Raw genomic sequence first — 17,513 nt, 5'->3', positions numbered from 1 at the left:
TGGTGGGTGACGAGGTGGTGGGCGAGGAGGGCGCCGAGTGTGCCGGTGCCTCCGGTGATGAGTACGGTTCCGTTCGGGTCGAGGGTGGGGGGTCGTGGGTTGGTGGGGGGTGTGGTGCGGGTGAGTTGTGGGGTGTAGTGCTTGCCGTCGCGTACGGCGAGTTGGGGGGTGTGGGGTGTGTGGGGGATGGGGGTGGTGGGGTGGTCGAGGTCGATGAGGGCGAAGCGGCCGGGGTGTTCGGTCTGTGCGGTGCGGATGAGTCCCCAGAGGGCGGACTGGGCGAGTCCGGGTACGTCCTCGCCGGGGAGTGCGGCGATGGCGCGGGTGGTGACGAAGACCAGCCGGGACCCGGCGTACCGCTCATCGGCGAGAAAGCGCTGGAGCAGCGTCAGCGCGCGGGCCGTCACCGCCGCCGCGTCGGCGACCGCGCCACCGGCGACCCTCACCACCGGATCGCCGTCCCCCGGTGGGGGCAGCTCCCCGGTGTCCGGCACCTCCGTCCACCGCGCCGTGCCGCCGCCGGGGGTGCTGATCCGCCGCCACTCCACCGTGAACAGCGCCGCGTCCGCCGCACCGGAGGCCGCGCCGAGCGGCGGCGCCGAGCTGTCCATGGGGCGCAGGGTCAGCGACTCCACCGTGGCCACGGGCAGTCCGCCGCCGTCCAGCAGGACGATGCGGTACGCGCCGGGGCCCGCCGGTGAGATCCGCGCGCGCAGCTCGGTGGCGCCGCCGGCGTGCACCGTGACACCGCTCCAGGCGAACGGCAGCCCCGGCGGGGCCTCCGGGTCGGTTCCCCCCGGCAGCAGCGGGTGCAGCACGGCGTCCAGCAGCGCCGGGTGGACGGCGTACCCGCCCGGGGACACGCCCTCGTCACCGGGCAGCCGTACCTCGGCACAGAGGTCGTCGCCGACCCGCCAGAGGGCGCGCAGCCCCTGGAACGCCGGGCCGTAGCCGTAGCCGAGTTCATCCAGACGCCGATAGGCACCGTCGACCGGCTCCGCCACCGCGCCCGCCGGAGGCCACGGCTCCGGTGCCGGGGACGGCGGCGTGGGGGCGTCCGGAGCGGGGGCGTCGAGCAGACCGGAGGCGTGCCGGGTCCAGATCCGGGGCTCGTCCTCGCCGCCGTCGGGCGCGGCGTGCACGGTGAAGGGGCGGCTGCCCCGGGCGTCCGGCGCCGCGACCGCGATCTGGACCCGCACGGCCTGTCGCCCGGACAGCACCAGCGGTGTCTCCAGGGTGAGTTCCGCGACCCGCCGGGCACCCGCGCGGTCCCCGGCGGCCACGGCCAGTTCGAGGAAGGCCGTGGCGGGCACGAGGACCGAACCCCGGATCACATGGTCGCCGAGCCAGGGCTGGCCGGCGAGCGAGAGCCGGCTCGTCAGCACCGTCTCGTCGCGGCCGGCGAGTTCGACGGCCGTGGAGATCAGCGGGTGGCGTGACGGATCGAGCCCGAGGCCGCGCGCGTCGCCGCGCGCCCCGGGGAGCAGCCAGTAGCGCTGCCGCTGGAAGGCGTAGGTCGGCAGGTCCACCCGCCCCGCGCCGGGGAAGAGGGGCGTCAGGTCCGGCGCGGCGCCCGCCACATGGGCGCGGCCGAGCGCGGCGACGAAGGCACCGGCCTCCGGGTGGCCCCCGCGCTGGAGCGGAATGACGGTCACGGGGTCCGCCGCCCCGGTGAGGGAGCGATCCGCCATGGCGGTGAGCGCGGCATCGGGGCCCACCTCCAGCAGCACGCGGGCCCCCCGGGCCTCCAGCGTCCGTACGGCGTCGAGGAAGCGGACGGGCTCGCGGATCTGCCGGGCCCAGTAGTCGGGGGAGGCCAGCTCGGCGGGATCGGCCGGCTCGCCGGTGACGGTGGAGATCAGCGGAATCCGGGGCGGCCGGTGGTCGACGTCCCCGGCCTCCGACCGGAACGCCTCCAGCACCCCGTCCATGTGCGGTGAGTGGAAGGCATGGCTCACCCGCAGGGCGCGGACGCGGCGTCCGCGCGCGGCGAAGGCCGCAGCGACGGCGGCGGTGCCGTCGGCGTCGCCGGAGATCACCACGGCGTCGGGGCCGTTGACGGCGGCCACCGCGACCGTCCCCCGGCGGTCCTCCAGCGCCGCGCGCGCCTCCGCCTCCGAAGCCTGGACGGCGATCATGGCACCGCCGGAGGGCGCCGACTGCATCAGCCGGCCCCGGGCGGCGACCAGCCGGGCCGCGTCCTGGAGCGACCACACACCCGCGATGTGCGCGGCGGCCAGCTCGCCGATGGAGTGGCCCGCGACGAAGTCGGGCGTGAGGCCGTGGTGTTCCAGGAGCCGGGCGAGCGCCACCTCGACGGCGAAGAGCGCGGGCTGGGCGAAGGCCGTCGTATGGACCGGGTGCATCCGTGCGCCGCCCTCGCCGCCGCCCGTGCCGTCCGCGCGGCCCGGCTCCGGTACCGGCGGGACATCCAGCACGGTGCGCGCCGGACGGCCGCAATGGGGGTCGAGCGCCGCGCACACGGCGTCGAAGGCGTCCGCGAAGACGGGGAAGGCCGCATACAGCTCCCTGCCCATCCCCGGCCTCTGCGAGCCCTGGCCGGTGAAGAGGAAGGCGGTACGGGTGTGGTCGGCGGCGGTGCCGCGCACGAGGTGGGGGGAGTCCTCCCCCCGTATCAGCGCCTCCAGGCCGAGGAGCAGATCGGCGCTCCCGCCGCCCGTGACCACGGCGCGCCGCTCGAAGGCGGTACGGGTGGTGGCCAGCGAGTGCCCGACATCGGCCGGACTCAGCTCCGGCCGGCGGCGCAGCAGTTCGCGCAGCCGGCGGGCCTGGGCGCGCAGCGCCCCGTCGGTGCGGCCGGAGAGCGCCCACGGCACGGGGACGGGCGCGGGGCTCACCGGGGCGGGCATGGGCGCGGGGCTCACCGGGGCGGGCCCGGGAGGCACCGGGGCGGTGGCGCGTGGGGTCCCCGAGGTGGCGGCGCCGTCCGTGGTCTCCGGGATGCCGCTCTCCGGCGGGGCCTCTTCGAGGACGAGATGGGCGTTGGTCCCGCTGATGCCGAAGGAGGAGACGGCGGCCCGGCGCGGGCGGCCCGGCGTCCTCGGCCAGGGCCGCCGCTCCCGCAGCAGCTCCGCCGCGCCGCCGCTCCAGTCGACGTGCGGCGTGGGTTCACCGATGTGCAGGGTGCGCGGGAGCACCCCGGCGCGCAGGGCCTGGACCATCTTGATGACACCGCCGACGCCCGCTGCCGCCTGGGCGTGGCCGATGTTCGACTTCAGGGACCCGATACGGACGGGTTCGCCCCCCGCCCGGTCGCTGCCGTAGGTGGCGAGGACCGCCTCGGCCTCGATGGGGTCGCCGATACGGGTGCCGGTGCCATGGGCCTCGACCGCGTCGATGTCGGCGGGGCGCAGCCGGGCGTCGGCGAGGGCCTGGCGGATGACACGTTCCTGGGAGGGGCCGTTGGGCGCGGTGAGCCCGTTGGAGGCGCCGTCCTGGTTGATGGCGCTGCCCCGGATGACGGCCAGCACACGGTGACCGCCGCGCCGTGCGTCACCGAGCCGCTCCAGCAGGAGGAGACCCGCGCCCTCGGCCCAGGAGGTGCCGTCCGCGTCCGCCGAGAAGGACTTGCTGCGGCCGTCGGGGGCGAGCCCGCCCTGCCTGGCGAACTCCACGAACATGCCGGGCGTCGACATGACGGCGACCCCGCCCGCGAGCGCCATCGCGGACTCGCCCGAGCGCAGGGAGCGCACCGCCAGATGCAGCGCCACCAGCGAGGACGAGCAGGCCGTGTCGACGGTGACGGCGGGGCCGAGCAGACCGAGCGAGAAGGCCGCCCGGCCGGAGGCGACGCTCGGGGCGGTACCGGTGAGCACATGGCCCTCGGCGCCGCCGTCCCCCTCGTGCATCCGGGGGCCGTAGTCGAGCGCGGTGGCTCCGACGAAGACGGAGGTACGGGTGCCGGCGAGGGTGCGCGGGTCGATGCCCGCCCGCTCCACCGCCTCCCAGGCGGTTTCGAGGAGCAGCCGCTGCTGCGGGTCCATGGCGAGGGCCTCGCGCGGCGAGACACCGAAGAAGGCGGCGTCGAAGTCGCCGGCGTCATGGAGGAATCCACCCCGGTCGGGCAGCCCGCTTCCGGGGGCCGGGCCGGGAGTGGCGGATGAGTCCAGGGTCCAGCCCCGGTCGGCGGGGAAGGCCGAGACGGCGTCCACTCCGTCGTCGACCAGCCGCCACAGCTCCTCGGGGGAGGTGACCCCGCCGGGGTAGCGGCAGGCCATGCCGATGATGGCGATGGCGTCACCGTCGTCGGCCGGGCCGGGCGCCCGCTCCGCGCGGCTCCCCGTCTCCACCGGCCCGGCCGCCACCGGTCGTCCGGCGAGGCGGTCCGCGAGGTGGGCGATGAGGGCGGCCGGGGTCGGGTGGTCGTACAGCAGTCCGGTGGGCAGCCGCAGCCCCGTGGCCTCCGCCAGCGCCGACCGCAGCTCCACCGCCGTCAGGGAGTCGAACCCCAGCTCACCGAAGGTGCGGTGGTGCTCGACGCGCCGGTGGTCCCGGTGACCGAGCGCCTCCGCGACCCGGGTCGTCACCAGATCGCCCACCTCCCGCGCACGCGGTGATGCGCGGTGCGCGGGGCGGGTGGTGCCGTCCTGGGGTGACGGGTGGGGCGCGGGGCGGGTGGTGTCGTCCTGGGGTGATGTGCGGTGCGCGGGATCGGTGGTGTCGTTCTCCGGCGGTCCGTCGGGTAGGGCGCCGGGAGGGGGCTGCTCCTCCGGTGGCCGCTCGGGTACGGGCCCGGGGGCGGCGGCCTCCGGAGGCGCGGCCGGCCCGGGGGCGGGAGCGCCGCCCCCGGAGGTGTCGAACCAGTGCCGTTCGCGCTGGAAGGCGTAGGTGGGCAGGGGAGTGCGGCGGCCCCCCGCGCCCTGCTGCACGGCGGCCCAGTCCACCGCCCCGCCGCGCACGAACACCGTCGCGAGGGCGGCCAGCAGCGAGGGCGCCTCGGGCCGGCCCGCCCGCAGGGCCGCGACCGGCACGACCCGCCGCGCCCCGGGGTCGCGTACCGCGTCGGCCACCATCGGCGAGCACACCCCGTCGGGGCCCAGTTCGAGACAGGTGGTGACGCCCTCCTCCTCCAGCGCCCGGACCGCGTCCAGGAACCGCACCGGGCGGCGCACCTGGTCGGTCCAGTACGCGGGGGACGACATCGCGCCGTCGCGCACCGGGCGGCCGGTGACGGTGGAGACGAGGTCCACGGTCCCCGGCCGGAACCGCAGCGACTCCACGACGGCCCGGAAGCCGTCGAGCACCGGCTCCATGAGCGGTGAGTGGAAGGCGTGGGAGACCGCGAGCCGCTTGGTCCGCCGCCCGGCGGCGGCCAGCCGGGCCGCGACGGCGGCGACGGCCGCGCTCTCCCCGGACAGCACCACCGCCGCCGGACCGTTGACCGCGGCGACGGCCACCCGGTCCTCGTACCCCGTGAGCAGCGGCAGCACCTCCTCCTCGGCCGCCGTGACCGCCAGCATGGTGCCGCCCGCGGGGAGCGCCCCCATCAGCCGGCCCCGGGCCGCGACGAGCGCGGCGGCGTCCGCGAGGGAGAGCACCCCGGCGACATGGGCGGCGGCGATCTCGCCGACGGAGTGCCCGGCGAGCAGAGCGGGCCGTACGCCCCAGGACTCCACCAGGCGGTACAGCGCGACCTCGACGGCGAACAGGGCGGGCTGGGTGAACGCCGTGTTGTCGAGCCCCTCGCCGGAGTCGACGACGGACCCGAGCGAGCGCCCCAGCAGCGGGTCGAGATGCGAGAGAACCCGGTCGAACTCCTCCGCGTACACCGGATACGCCGTGTACAGCCCCCGTCCCATGGCCGCTCGCTGGCTGCCCTGGCCGGTGAAGACGACCGCGAGGCGACCGGGCAGGGCGACGCCGGTGAACACCTCCGGCACGGACCGCCCCTCGGCCACCGCGTCGACACCGCGCAGCAGCCGGTCCCGGACGGCCGCGCGGTGCTCCCCCGGGGGAACCCCGCCGCCCGTGGCCCCTCCGTCTCCACTGCCTCCGTCTCCACTGCCTCCGTCCCCGTCCCCGTCCCCGTCCCCGGCGTCGGCGAGGACGACCGCGCGGTGGTCGAAGGTCTCCCGGGTGGTGGCGAGCGACCAGCCGATGTCCACCGGGTCCGGGCCGCAGCCGCCCGTGCGCACGGCGTCCGCCAGCCGCCGGGCCTGGGCGCGCAGCGCGTCACCGCCGCGCCCGGACACCACCCAGGGCAGGACGGCGGGGAGCACGGTGTCCTCGGCGCGGGGGGCGGGCGGTGGGCCGGCGCCCAGCACCACATGGCAGTTGGTGCCGCCCATGCCGAAGGAGCTGACCCCGGCCACCAGCGGCCGGTCCGGGTGCGGCCATCCCGTCCGGGAGCGCTGCACGGCCAGACCGAGTTCCCCGAACGGGATCGCCGGATGGTCGTCGCGGTGGTCGTGGTTCGGCGGCAGCTCCCGGTGGTGGAGACCGAGGAGCGTCTTGAGCAGGCCGACGATGCCCGCCGCGCCCTCCAGATGACCGACGTTGGTCTTGGCCGACCCGATCAGCAGCCGGTCCCCGTCCGGCCGCCCCCGGCCGAGGGCCGCGCCGAGCGCCGCCGCCTCGACCGGGTCGCCGACCGGAGTGCCCGTGCCGTGCGCCTCGACGTACTGTGCCTGGCGCGGATCGATCCCGGCGCGGGTGTACGCCAGCCGGAGCACGCTCTCCTGGGCGGCGCGGCTCGGCACGGTCAGCCCCGGGGTCGCTCCGTCGCTGTTCACCGCGCTGCCGTGGACGACGCCGTAGATCCGGTCCCCGGCGGCCAGCGCCCGCTCCAGCGGTCTGAGGAGCACGGCGCCGCCGCCCTCGCCGGGCACGAAACCGTTCGCCCGGGCGTCGAAGGCATGGCACGCGCCGTCGGGGGAGAGCCCCCCGAAGCGCTCCTCGGTCACGGAGTGCTCGGGCAGGAAGCCCAGATTCACCCCGGCGACGATCGCCGTGTCCGTCTCGCCCGACCGCAGGCTCTCGCAGGCGAGATGCACCGCGACGAGGGAGGACGACTGCGCGGTGTCGACGGTGAGGCTCGGTCCGCGCAGATCGAGATGGTACGAGACCCGGCCCGCGACCACCCCTCGGCTGAGACCGGTCATGGTGTGCCGGGTGATCGCCGCACCGCCGTGCTGGTAGAGCCGGTGGGCGTAGTCGTCGCGCGAGGTGCCGACGAAGACCCCCGTACCGGTGCCGCGCAGTGCGGAGGGCACGGTCCCGGCGTCCTCCAGGACCTCCTGGACGAGTTCGAGTACGAGCCGCTGCTGCGGGTCCATGGCGGCGGCCTCGCGCGGTGACACACCGAAGAAGCCGGGGTCGAACGCCTCGGTGGCGGCGAGGAACCCGCCGCGCCGGCCGTCCGGCCCGTCCGAGACACCGCTCTCCCCCGCGCTCAGCAGCTTCCAGAAGGCCCGGGGGTCACCGGCTCCGGGCAGGCGGCAGGACACTCCGACAACGGCGATCTTCTTCATGGTGGAGCGATTCCCCTCATGGCCGCCAGCGGCGTCCGGTAGACGTTCGGGAATGCGGCCCCAGTTTTACTCCGGCCGGTCCAGCTCCCGGTAAGGAGCCGGTAACCGCCCCCGCGCGAACGGCCGTTGATCCGTCCATTGCCCGGCCGTGAGCCGAATCCGAAGCGCCGTCGGCTATCTTCGGGCCATTGCCCGCGAGCCATCGCCCCGGGCCGTTTCCCGCGTGGCCGTCGCCGCGGCGACGTGCCCGGACACCCGAAGTCCCTACCGATGAGAGTGGGAGCGCCCTCGACATGCCCGGTACACCCCCCTTCCCGTCCGCCGGCAGTCCGGAAGAACACGCAAGGCTCTTTCTGACCGCCTTCAACGCGGGCGATCTCGACGCACTCGACCATGTGTACACGGCGGACGCGATCGCCGTGTGGGAGCCGGGCAACCCGCTTTCCGGCCCGGCCCGCAAGGAGGCCCTGCGGGAATTCCTCGCACTCGGACCCCGGATGACCGCCGCGCTGCGGGAGTCGTTCACCGCCGGCGACACGGCGCTGCTGATCGTGGACTGGTCCATCGAGATCGCCGGCCCCGACGGGCCGGAGCACATGAACGGCACCGGCGTGGACGTGCTGCGCCGGGGCGCGGACGGCTCGTGGCGGTTCGCCGTGGACAACCCCTTCGGCGGAGCGCCGCCGCTCCCCTGAGCCCGGACCGCTCGCTCACGGCGGGGGCACCGGCCGCTCATCGCGAGGGGAGCGGGCGGGGATCTTACCGGGCCGTGACCGGCAGCTGTGGGGCCGCCCGGATTCCCCGGTTATGGTCGGCCCATGGCCTCAGACCGGACCACGTCCATTCCCCAATCCGGGACGGAAACCGAACTCGCCGATCCGATGATGCTCCAGTGGCTCTCCTCCCTCGGATTCGGTGTCGAGTATGTGCGCGGCGCGGGAAACACGCTCATCCTCCGTACCGGATCGGGTGAGGAGATTCCCGTCATCGATTTCGCGGGCGGCTATGGGTCGCTCATCCTCGGCCACAACCATCCCGAAGTGGTCGCCGCCGCGCGGGATTTTCTGGATTCGGGCAGCCCGGTGCTGGCCCAGGGTTCCCGCCAGCCCGCCGCGAGCAAGGTCGCGCGGCTTCTGAACTCCATTGTCCAGCGTGAATTCGGGGAGAGCGAGCCCTATTTCTCGGTCTTCTCCAACAGCGGCGCGGAGTCGGTCGAAGTCGCCCTCAAGCACGCCGAGTTCGACCGGGTGCTCGAACTGCGCGCTCTGGAGGAGGAGATCGGTGCCCATCTGGACGCCGCGCGCGCGGCGGTCCTGGACGGCGGCGCGAAGGTCACGGCCCCGGCGTTCGACGCCCTGGACATCGGTGCGGAGGACCGCGAGGCGGGTCCCGCCGGCTTCGACCGGCTGGCCGGGGCCGTGCGCGCCGAGAACGCCCGGCGCACCGCCCGCCCGCCGGTCTTCCTCACCCTGGAGGGCTCCTTCCACGGCAAGCTGGTCGGCAGCGTCCAGCTGACGCACAACGCCGCGTACCGGCTGCCGTTCGCGGCGATGGCGCCACCGGCCCGCTTCATCGCCTCCGACCGGCCCGAGGCCCTCGGCGAGGTCCTCGCGCGGGAGCGGCGCACCGTCCTCGATGTGGTGGTCGAAGGGGGCGGGATCGCCGTCGTCGAACGGCCCTTCCCGGTCTTCGGCGCGTTCGTCTGCGAGGTGATCCAGGGCGAGGGCGGCATCCGGGAGATGAGCCCGGAGACCGCGCGGGAGATTCAGCGCGCCTGCGCGGACGCCGGGTGCCCGATCGTGGTCGACGAGATCCAGAGCGGCATGGGGCGCACGGGCGCCTTCTTCGCGGCCTCGCGCATCGGGCTGCGGGCGGACTACTACACCCTGGCGAAGAGCCTCGGCGGGGGCATCGCCAAGACGGCGGTGACCCTGATCCGGGGGAAGCGGTACCGCCCGGAGTTCGAGCTGGTGCACACCTCGACCTTCGCGAAGGACACCTTCTCCTCCACCCTCGCGCTGCGGGTGCTCGAACTGCTGGAGGCCGACGGCGGCCGCGCGTACCGGCTGGCGCGGGAGCGGGGCGAGCGGCTGAGGGCGGTCTTCACCGCGCTGCGGGAGGAGTTCCCCGGGGTGGTGAAGGAGGTCCGGGGCACCGGGCTGATGCTCGGTCTGGAGTTCCACGACCAGTCGGGGGCGACGGCGCACCGGATTCGGGCGGCGGCCCTCGCCGGTGTCTTCGGCTATGCCGTCTCCGGCTATCTCCTCACGGCGCACCGCATCCGGACCTTCCCCACCGCGAGCGCCGTCAACACCCTCCGCTTCGAGCCGTCGCTGCTGCTGACCGACGCCGAGATCGACCGGCTCGACCAGGCGCTGCGGGCCCTGTGCCGCGTTCTGGGGGACCAGGACGGACAGGCGTTCGCCGGTGACTGACGCCCGCCCCGGGCGCTCGCCCGAGGGAAGCGGCGCCCGGGGCGGGGTGGCGGCCCCGGTACGGGGGGCCGGTCCGCCGCTATCTGCTGCCGGAGGGGGCCAGCGGCCCGGGCGCCGTTCTGCCGCCGCCCGGGGCGCTCCGGAGGAAACGCCGGGGGGTGCCCATGCTGAGGAGGGCGCGGACATGGCGGCGGCGCTCCTCCGGCCCGTCGCCGCCGGCGCCCAGTTGGTCCTGGAACCAGCGGGCGGGCCCCCGCTGTCCGCCCGGCGCCGGCAGCAGCAGGAAGTCGGCCAGCTCGTCCACCGCCGCGTCCGAGAGCGCCTCCAGGGTGATCGTCGCGGTGTGCCGCTTCCCGCCGCCCCAGCCGGGCCGGCGCCGCAGCAGCTGCGGTCGGGCCGACACGACCACGACGAGCGGCACCCACCCCAGACCGGCCAGCCCGTCGACGAAGTCCAGCAGATCGTCATGGGCCCGGTGGAGATCGTCGATGACGAGGACGAGAGGGTGCCCCAGCTCCGCCCGCTCCAGGAATCTCCGCCATTCGGCGATCTCCACCGCCGTGTCCTTCGGCGGGATGGGTCCGGCTCCGGGATCGACGAACGGAACCAGGCACTCCTTGAGCCAGCCCATGTGGGCCTCGGTCTCCCCCTCGCCGAGGCGCCGGAAGGCGCTGAGGAGTTTGTCCATGGCGAGCTGGGGGGAGTCGCCGGGCAGAATGCCGAAGAGGGCGTTGACCATCGCGCACTCCAGGGTGTGCACGGCGCTCGGATCGCTGTCGGGCGGCGCGGGAGCGCGCGGGTCGGGACCGGCGGCCCGCTCCGGCACCCGGAAGTGGGCCAGACAGTAGCGCTGGGACATCTCCCGCCCGAACTCCGCGAGGAACCGAGACTTTCCCGTCCCGGCCTCGCCGAGCACGGTGACCAGATGCGAGGCGGAGCGGTGCCGGGCGTGCTCCACCAGATGCCGTACGAGCCCCAGCTCGAACTCCCGCTCGACGGTGGGCAGAAAGTCCTGCCCGACGATGTCCCGGTGGCTTCCCCGGACGATCCACTCGCCGCTGGGGTCGTGACGGCGGTAGCTGATCCGCGGCCCGGTGGCCCGCCGTGTCTCGTCACAGACCCGGATCTCCCCGTCGTCCGCGCTGAACATCAGCGCGTGCGCCCGGCCGAGCAGCAGGCCGGAGAAGGTCAGCGGGGCTCCGTTGGCGAGCCGGCTGCACACCTGCACCTCCCCGGTGGCCACCGAGGCGCGGACGGTCACCTCCGGGGGCAGCGGCGCGGCACCGGAGTGGAGTTCCTCGGCGACGGCCAGCCCGGCGAGGACCGCCCGCTCGGCCGTGTCCCGCTGCTCGCCCGTCTTCCCGAACAGCAGCACGGTGACGGAGCCGAGCGTGGCACTGACCGCGCCGCCGAAGCGCTCGGCGCTCTCCCTGACGCGCGCGGTGATGTCCTTCAGCAGCTCCTCCGCGCCCGGTGCCCCGGCGCGGGCCGCCTCCGGGGCGAACCGCGACTGCACCACCAGCGTGCTCACGTACTCGCGTCCGCCGGACTCCGACCGGGGCTCGGGGATGCCGTGGACGGCCCACTGGCCGCTGTCGAGCGGCGCCGTGCCCGCTCGCGGGACTCCCTCATCGCCCGTCGGCACGGACGGCCGGGGCACGGTGGCCTCCGCGAGTCCGGTGCTGGTTCCGGTGCCGGTGCTGGTTCCTGTGCTGGTGCTGGTTCCTGTGCTGGTGCCCGTGCGGGGCTGCTCCGCCTCCGTGGACACCGCCCCCGCTCGCTCCACCACGACGCGCTCCACCCCCGTGCCCTCCTTCCGGCCGGGGGGCGTGCCCAGCAGGGTCAGCGCGGGGTCGTGCGCGAGGATCGCCTGCTGGAGTGTCCGGAGGTCCCGGCCGGGTTCGAGCCCGAGGCCCTCCACCAGCGCGGTGCGCACCCTGCTGTAGACATGGAGCGCGTCCGCCTGGCGCCCGCCGCGGTAGAGGGCCAGCATCAGCTGCCCGGCCGAGCGCTCGCGCAGGGCCATGCCCTCGACCATGGCCTCCAGGTCGCCGAGGACGGCCAGATGGCGCCCGCAGGCCAGCTCCGCCTCGAAGCAGTCCTCCATCGCGTCCCACTGGGCGTTCTGCGCGGTGGACAGCTCGGGCCAGCCGATACCGGCCTCGACGAGATCGGCCAGCAGGGGTCCGCGCCACAGCGCGAGGGCCTCGCGCAACGTCCGCGCGGCCTGCTCGGGTTCGCCCGCCGCGAGCTTCGCCCGGCCCGCCTCCACCCGGCTCTGGAAGCGGAAGAAGTCGACATCGCCGGGGTCGACCCGGAGCCTGTACCCGGGGGCCTGGGTGACCAGGGCGGTGCCCTGGTCCGGGCCCCGGGCATCCGGGCCCCGGTCCGGCGCCGCTCGGGGGACCGGCCCGGTGAGCACCCGCCGCAGACCCCAGACCGCGTTCTGCAGCACCTTCCGGGCGGAGACCGGGGCCTCGCCCACCGGCCATAAGGCGTGGAGCAGATGGCTGGTGGCCACGGCCCGGTTGGCCTGGAGGAGCAGATAGCCGAGGGTGGCCTTCTGTTTCGTGCCGCCGAGTGGCAGCGATTGACCGCCGCTGAAAACTTCCATGGGCCCCAGGATCTGAAATTGCACGGTCACTCCCTAGAGCACTGAGAATGTGCACATCACTCGATATGAATGGCCGGACCCAGGGGATTCCGGATGCTGGATGCGGGGGCGGAAGAAGGGGATGGGGGCGCCGTGGGGTATGGGTATGTCAGTTCGAAATCAACATTCCCGAACAGGCTCTCCCGTCGCCACACATACCGAACACTCATTCGGCCATTCCGAAGGCGCGGCCGACTTCAGGATAAGTATAAATTTTGAGGAAATCAATTGCTCTGGGACAACAAGCCATTTCTTGACACTGCCGTGTCTCCCCGTCGCGGTCGTCCCTGCCCAGACGCACCATGGGCACCAGAGGACACCAGGGCTCCCACCGCCCGACTCCCGTACCGCGGCAGCCTGGAAGAAGGCGGCGTTACCGCAGCGTGGACGCCGGGTGAGCGGCCGGCACCGGGATTTCCCGGCCTCCTCGGAAAACCCCGGAAAGTATTTCCGAATCCGTCCGGAATCCGTCCGGAATCCGTCCCGGCGGCTGTCCGTCATCCGCCGGGACATCCGTGGGAAGTTCCGGGGACGCGGGTCCGGGGTTTCGCGGCTCACGGCTGCCGAAAGGATTCGCTCCTGCGGCGTCCCGGGTTACCACCCCATGACTGCGCTCTGAATATACGGCGGTGTTTCCCGGGTAGGGTCGCCCCGGAAACCGCCGAATCTCATGTTCAGTGTCCGGTGTCCGTCACCACTGTCGCGAATGCTCCGCGGAAGAGGCGCGCCCATGGAACACATAGCCGATGCCGTGCCGGCGACCCCGGTCCCCGCCGGCCCCGTCCCCCTCCCTCCGATGCCCGGCACCACGGAAATCCTCCGCGCCGTGCTCGCCCTGTCCCCCTCCACCGCCGAGGCCCCGCCGATGGCACCTCCCCGGGCCGGTGAGCGGATCTCATGACACCGCGCCAGGCCATCGGGCCCCCGGAGCCGGGCATGGACACCATCCCCGGCGCTCTGCGGGCGCGCAGCGAGCGGCAGCCCGACCGGACCGCCTATGTCTTCCTCCGCGACGGCGAGGAGCCCGGGGAGCGGCTCACCTACCGGCAGCTCGACGACGCGGCGCGCGCCCGGGCCGCCGCCTTCGAGCGGACCGGTCTGGCCGGCCGCACCGCGGTTCTGCTCCACCCCTCCGGGCCGGAGTTCATCCGCACCCTCCTCGGCTGCATGTACGCGGAGGTGGCCGGCGCCCCCGTCCAGGTTCCCCGCAGCCGGCAGGCCGTCGAGACCGTGCGCCGCATCGCCGATGACGCCGGGACGACCACCGTGCTCACCACCGCCGAGGTGGCGAAGGACCTCAGGGAGCGGTTCGACGGGCTGCCCGCGCTCGCCGGACTGACCCTGGTCGACACCGAGTCACTGGCCCTCTCGGCGCCGCCCGGCGAGCGCCCCCCGAGGAGCGCCCGCGAACCGCGCCCCGACTCCATCGCCCTGCTCCAGTACACCTCCGGCTCCACCGGCGACCCCAAGGGCGTCATGGTCACCCACGCCAACTTCCACGGCAATGTGGTGGAGACCGAGGAGCTCTGGCCCTGCGGCCGGGACGGCACCTTCGTCTCCTGGCTGCCCCTCTTCCACGACATGGGGATGCTCTTCGGCGTGCTGCTCCCCCTCTGGACGGGCGCGCCGTCCTATCTCATGGCCCCCGACGCGTTCATCCGCAGGCCCGCCCGCTGGCTGGAGGCCATCTCCCGGTTCCGGGGCACTCACGCGGCGGCCCCCAGCTTCGCGTACGAACTCTGTGTGCGCGCCGCCCGGGAAGGGCGCACCTCCCAGGTGCGCGACCTCTCCGCCTGGCGGGTCGCCGGCAACGGCGCCGAGCCCATCCGCTGGCGCACCCTCCGCTCCTTCGCCGAGACCTTCGCCTCCCACGGCTTCGACCCGCGCGCCATGGCCCCCGGGTACGGGCTCGCCGAGAACACCCTCAAGGCCACCGGTACGCCCCAGCACCGCGAGCCCACCGTGCTCTTCCTCTCCGCGAGCGCCCTGGGCGGGAACCGGGTCCTGCCGGTGTCCGGGGCCGAAAAGGGTGCGACGCCTGTGGTCAGCAGCGGTGTACCCGTCCTCGGCACCGAGGTGCGCATCGTCGACCCGGTCACCCGGGAGCCCGCCCCGGCGGACACCGTCGGCGAGATCTGGATCAGCGGGCCGTGCGTCGCCGCCGGCTACCTGGGCAGACCCGAGCTGAGCGAGGCCACGTTCCGCGCCCGGCTGCGCGGGAGCACCGCACCGCACCCCTCGTCCACGGACGCGCCGGGCACCCATCTGCGCACCGGGGACCTCGGCTTCCTCCGGGACGGCGAGCTGTATGTCACCGGCCGCCTCAAGGACGTCATCATCCGGCGGGGGCGCAACCACTACCCGCAGGACATCGAACTCTCCGCGGAGACCGCCGTGGCCGGGCTCCGCCCCAACTGCGCCGCCGCCTTCTCCGTCGACGACGGCACCGGGGAGCGGCTCGTGGTGGTCGTCGAGGCGGACGGCAGGGTGCTGAGAGAACCGGGGGAGCGGCTGCTCCGCGAACGGGTCCACGACGCGATCCGCGCGGACCACCGGCTGGTGCCGGACGACATCCTGATCGTCCGGCGCGGCACCCTGGCGCGCACCTCCAGCGGCAAGGTGCGGCGCCGGGAGTGTGTCCGGCGGTACGCCGACGGCGCGCTGCGCTCCGCCGCCGTGCCCCCGTCCGGCCCGGCCGCCGATTCCGTACGGGTGTCACGGTGACGCCGCCGGACCCCGGTCCGCCGCCGGAGCCCCGGGACTCCGGGGAGAGCGGCGGCGGTACGACACGGGAGCGCATCGCCGAACTCGCCCGGCGCAGGAGCCTGCTCGCCGGTCCGTACGACCCGCGCGCCGTCGAGCGGCAGCACGCCAAGGGCAAGCTGACCGCGCGCGAACGGGTCGACGCCCTGCTCGACCCGGGTTCCTTCGTCGAACTGGACGCGCTCGCCCGGCACCGCGGCCACCATCTCGGCGGGGAGCGGGAACGGCCCTTCGGCGACGGTGTGATCACCGGCCACGGCACCATCGACGGCCGCCGGGTCTGTCTCTTCGCCCAGGACTTCACCGTCTTCGGCGGCGCCCTGGGGGAGGTCTTCGGCGAGAAGATCGTGAAGGTGATGGACTTCGCCATCCGCACCGGCACCCCGGTCATCGGCATCAACGACTCCGGCGGCGCGCGCATCCAGGAAGGCGTGGTCTCCCTCGCCCTCTACTCCGCACTGGGCAAGCGGCATGTGGACGCGTCGGGAGTGGTGCCGCAGATCTCCCTGATGACCGGCCCCTGCGCGGGCGGCGCCGTCTACGCCCCCGCGCTCACGGACTTCGTCGTCATGGTCGACGGCATCTCCCACATGTTCGTCACCGGGCCCGAGGTGCTGCGCACCGTCACCGGTCAGGTCGTCGACCGGGAGACCCTGGGCGGGGCCCGCAGCCACAACACCGTCTCCGGTGACGCCCACTGGCTGGCCGCCGACGAGAAGGAGGCCTTCGCCTATGTGCGGCAGCTCCTGGGCTATCTGCCCTCCAACAACATGGAGGACCCGCCCGTCCGTCCCGCCCCCGGCGTGCCGGAGGAGTTCGGCGCGGCGGATCTCGCCCTGGACCGGCTGATCCCCGATGACCGCGGCCATCCCTACGACATGCTCGACGTGGTGCACACCGTCCTGGACGACGGCGAACTGCTGGAGGTGCAGCTCCTGTTCGCCCGCAATATGATCTGCGGGTTCGGCCGGGTCGAGGGCCGGAGCGTGGGGGTCGTCGCCAACCAGCCGGCCTTCATGGCGGGGGCGCTCGACATCGACGCCAGTGAGAAGGCGGCGCGCTTCATCAGAACCTGCGACGCCTTCCACGTGCCCGTGCTGACCTTCGTCGACGTACCGGGATTCATCCCCTCGCTCGACCAGGAGCGGGCCGGGATCATCCGCCGGGGCGCCAAACTCTTCTACGCCTACGCGGAGGCGACCGTTCCCATGATCACCGTCGTCACCAGAAAGGCCTACGGCGGCGGGTACGGCGTGATGGGCTCCAAGCACCAAGGGGTCGATGTGAACCTCGCCTGGCCGACGGCCGAGATCGCGGTGATGGGCGGTGAGAGCGCCGTGGGCGTACTGCACCGGCGGGCGCTGGAGCAGGCGGCCGATCCGGCGGCCGAACGGGAGCGGCTGCGCGCCGCGTACGACCGGGCGCTCTGCAATCCGTACATGGCGGCGGAGCGCGGCTACGTCGACATGGTCATCATGCCCCACGAGACCCGGCGGCAGACGGCGGTGGCCCTGCGGGCGCTGAGCGACAAACGCGTCACCCGCCCCCCGCGCAAGCACGGGAACATTCCGCTGTGAGCCGGGACCGCGAGCCGCGCGTCCGGATTCTGCGCGGCGCGCCGACCGATGAGGAACTCGCCGCCGTGCTGGTGGCGCTGCGGGCGCTCAGCGCCGCGAGCGCCCTGCGCGCCCGGTGGAGCGAGGCCGCCCCCGGCTCGGCGGACCCGCGGCGCGGGGGCGGGCGCGCCCACTGGATTCGCCACCAGCCCGGCCGTCGCGGCCCGGGCGCCTGGCGCTGGAGCGGCTGGCACTGACGCGCCCGCCGGGGGGCCCGGGTGGCCCGGGGGACATGGGGGCCGCGCTCCCCTCCCGCCCCCGGGTGGGCTGGGCTGTCCCGGCCCCTGTCCCGGGGTGGACTGTCACGGTGGCGGGTGCTGTCGCCGTGCGGGTCGCACCACCCCGGCCCCTGTCCCGGGCCGGGTTGTCACGGTGCCGGCTGCGTCCGCCGGATGGGCTGCCGCTGTGCTCGCCCCTGTCGCCGCGCGGGTCGCACACCCCGACTCCTGTCCCGGGCCGGTCGTCACGGTGCCGGCTGCTGCCCCCCGGCCGTGCTGTCGCCGTCCCGGTCCCTGTCCCGGGCGGGTCGCACCGCCCGGGGCCGGTCGTCACGGTG

8 protein-coding genes are annotated in these 17,513 nt (G+C 74.4%); 6 read left to right on the top strand and 2 right to left on the bottom strand.

Annotation, left to right across the window (positions count from 1 at the left end):
• Positions 1–7,490: type I polyketide synthase (locus tag ACWCRA_RS33145; protein ID WP_451069306.1), on the bottom strand; the 7,490-nt coding region annotated here is incomplete at its 3' end.
• A gap of 293 nt (positions 7,491–7,783) precedes the next feature.
• On the opposite strand from ACWCRA_RS33145, the gene ACWCRA_RS33140 reads away from it, so the two are divergent.
• Together ACWCRA_RS33140 and ACWCRA_RS33135 are read left to right on the top strand one after the other, a co-directional pair.
• Positions 7,784–8,185: a YybH family protein gene (locus tag ACWCRA_RS33140; protein WP_351558256.1), complete on the top strand. Its 402-nt coding sequence runs from the start codon at positions 7,784–7,786 to the stop codon at positions 8,183–8,185.
• 123 nt (positions 8,186–8,308) lie between these two features.
• On the top strand, positions 8,309–9,925 hold the full coding sequence (locus ACWCRA_RS33135; protein WP_351558254.1) for an aspartate aminotransferase family protein: 1,617 nt from the start codon (positions 8,309–8,311) through the stop codon (positions 9,923–9,925).
• Positions 9,926–10,004: 79 nt separating this feature from the next.
• Here ACWCRA_RS33135 and ACWCRA_RS33130 read toward each other — a convergent pair whose 3' ends face one another.
• Positions 10,005–12,539: a BTAD domain-containing putative transcriptional regulator gene (locus ACWCRA_RS33130; RefSeq protein ID WP_451069305.1), complete on the bottom strand. Its 2,535-nt coding sequence runs from the start codon at positions 12,537–12,539 to the stop codon at positions 10,005–10,007.
• Positions 12,540–13,308: 769 nt separating this feature from the next.
• Between ACWCRA_RS33130 and ACWCRA_RS33125 the strand changes: the two genes are divergently transcribed.
• Genes ACWCRA_RS33125 through ACWCRA_RS33110 form a run of 4 tightly spaced genes read left to right on the top strand, consistent with a single transcriptional unit; the run spans position 13,309 to position 17,154 of the window.
• The gene (locus ACWCRA_RS33125) at positions 13,309–13,479 is read left to right on the top strand and encodes a hypothetical protein (RefSeq protein ID WP_351558250.1); all 171 of its coding nucleotides are present in this window, start codon (positions 13,309–13,311) and stop codon (positions 13,477–13,479) included.
• The gene (locus tag ACWCRA_RS33120) at positions 13,476–15,302 is read left to right on the top strand and encodes a fatty acyl-AMP ligase (RefSeq protein ID WP_351558248.1); all 1,827 of its coding nucleotides are present in this window, start codon (positions 13,476–13,478) and stop codon (positions 15,300–15,302) included. Before ACWCRA_RS33125 ends, ACWCRA_RS33120 begins: the two co-directional genes overlap by 4 nt.
• Entirely contained in the window at positions 15,299–16,918 is a 1,620-nt protein-coding gene (locus tag ACWCRA_RS33115) for an acyl-CoA carboxylase subunit beta (RefSeq protein WP_451069304.1), read from the top strand. The genes ACWCRA_RS33120 and ACWCRA_RS33115 overlap by 4 nt, the downstream gene beginning before the upstream one ends.
• Positions 16,915–17,154 (top strand): acyl-CoA carboxylase subunit epsilon, encoded by a 240-nt coding sequence (locus ACWCRA_RS33110; RefSeq protein ID WP_351558246.1) that lies wholly within the window; start codon positions 16,915–16,917, stop codon positions 17,152–17,154. The genes ACWCRA_RS33115 and ACWCRA_RS33110 overlap by 4 nt, the downstream gene beginning before the upstream one ends.
• The last annotated feature ends 359 nt before the right edge of the window (positions 17,155–17,513 follow it).

The sequence above is a fragment of the Streptomyces sp. NPDC001889 genome (genome assembly GCF_053594535.1).
Note: the sequence above shows the minus strand (reverse complement) of the source record. Positions and strands in the feature narration are given on the sequence as shown.

Bases quoted from the DNA above. Each gene is read 5' to 3' on its own strand.
- ACWCRA_RS33140 (WP_351558256.1), top strand. From the start codon at position 7,784: ATGCCCGGTACACCCCCCTTCCCGTCCGCCGGCAGTCCGGAAGAACAC.
- ACWCRA_RS33135 (WP_351558254.1), top strand. From the start codon at position 8,309: ATGGCCTCAGACCGGACCACGTCCATTCCCCAATCCGGGACGGAAACC.
- ACWCRA_RS33130 (WP_451069305.1), bottom strand. From the start codon at position 12,539: ATGGAAGTTTTCAGCGGCGGTCAATCGCTGCCACTCGGCGGCACGAAA.
- ACWCRA_RS33125 (WP_351558250.1), top strand. From the start codon at position 13,309: ATGGAACACATAGCCGATGCCGTGCCGGCGACCCCGGTCCCCGCCGGC.
- ACWCRA_RS33120 (WP_351558248.1), top strand. From the start codon at position 13,476: ATGACACCGCGCCAGGCCATCGGGCCCCCGGAGCCGGGCATGGACACC.